A 1,139-nucleotide genomic window follows, 5' to 3' on the forward strand; every position below is an offset into this window, starting at 1 on the left:
AAGAAGCTGCGGGACATCCGCTACTGGGTACGGAAAGCCACACCCGGCACAGAGGAAAGTAAAGAGCCGCCTAAGAAGCAGCCCATCAAGGAAGTCTTGCAGGATAAGGCAGACGAGAAAAAGGCTCAAAGAACCGCCCCGGCACAGGCGAAACACAGACAACAGGATATGGAACTTTAACAGGCACTTGCCATTTTCAATCAGAGAATGTCAGGTGCTTTTCTTATTTTCAAGGAGGGATAGATTTGAATGTATTTGAAGCTGTGAAGCAGTCCGTCACAACAAGACAGGCTGCGGAGCATTATGGAATCCGTGTAGGCCGGAACGGGATGGCTTGTTGCCCGTTCCATAACGATAAAACCCCAAGCATGAAGCTGGATCGGCGTTACCACTGCTTCGGCTGCGGTGCGGATGGGGATGTGATTGATTTTGCCGCCGCCCTGTATGGGCTGGGAAAGAAAGAAGCCGCCGTACAGCTGGCACAGGACTTCGGGCTTTCCTATGAGGACTGGAAACCGCCGGGAAAGGCAAAAAAGCCCAAGCCCCGGCAGAAATCCCCGGAGGAACAGTTTCAGGAAGCAAAGAACCGCTGCTCCCGTATCCTTGCCGATTATCTCCACCTGCTTCGGGCATGGAGAATGGAATATGCCCCGCACTCCCCAGAGGAAGCCTTTCATCCCCGGTTTGTGGAAGCCTTACAAAAGCAAGCCCATGTGGAATATCTGCTGGATGTGCTGCTGTTCGGGGAGACAGAGGAAAAAGCGGCTTTGATTGCGGACTACGGAAAGGATGTGATACAGCTTGAACAGCGAATGGCAGAGCTTGCAGCCGCAGACGCAGCAAGAACTAAAAAACACCATGAACGCCATGCAGCCGCCCCAGAGCATTGAGGAAATCAAGGCGGGGCTGGAAACTACCGAGAAAGGCGGTGTCCGTCAGAGCATACGGAACTGCCTGACCGTATTCCAGCGTGACCCGCTGCTTTCCGGGGCTATCGCATACAACATCCTGACCGACCGCAAGGACATCATAAAGCCCATCGGTTTTCACAGAGAAAGCACCGCCCTGAACGATACGGACATGAAGTATCTGCTTCTTTATCTGGAAGAAACCTACGGGCTTACCAATGAGAAAAAGAT

Annotated in this window: 1 protein-coding gene and 2 pseudogenes; all 3 read left to right on the forward strand. The window is 52.7% G+C overall.

The window, feature by feature from the left end:
• Nucleotides 1-180: pseudogene (locus tag DWX32_RS19240) on the forward strand (MobQ family relaxase); the annotation flags it as partial.
• A gap of 65 nt (nucleotides 181-245) precedes the next feature.
• Nucleotides 246-890 carry a CHC2 zinc finger domain-containing protein gene (locus DWX32_RS19245; protein WP_118660887.1) on the forward strand — a complete coding sequence of 215 codons (645 nt, stop codon included), beginning with the start codon at nucleotides 246-248 and terminating at the stop codon, nucleotides 888-890.
• Nucleotides 859-1,139: pseudogene (locus DWX32_RS19250) on the forward strand (virulence-associated E family protein); the annotation flags it as partial. The gene DWX32_RS19245 and the pseudogene DWX32_RS19250, both read left to right, overlap by 32 nt.

It is taken from the genome of Blautia sp. AF19-13LB, assembly GCF_003479105.1.
In the GTDB taxonomy this organism is placed as follows: domain Bacteria; phylum Bacillota; class Clostridia; order Lachnospirales; family Lachnospiraceae; genus Fusicatenibacter; species Fusicatenibacter saccharivorans.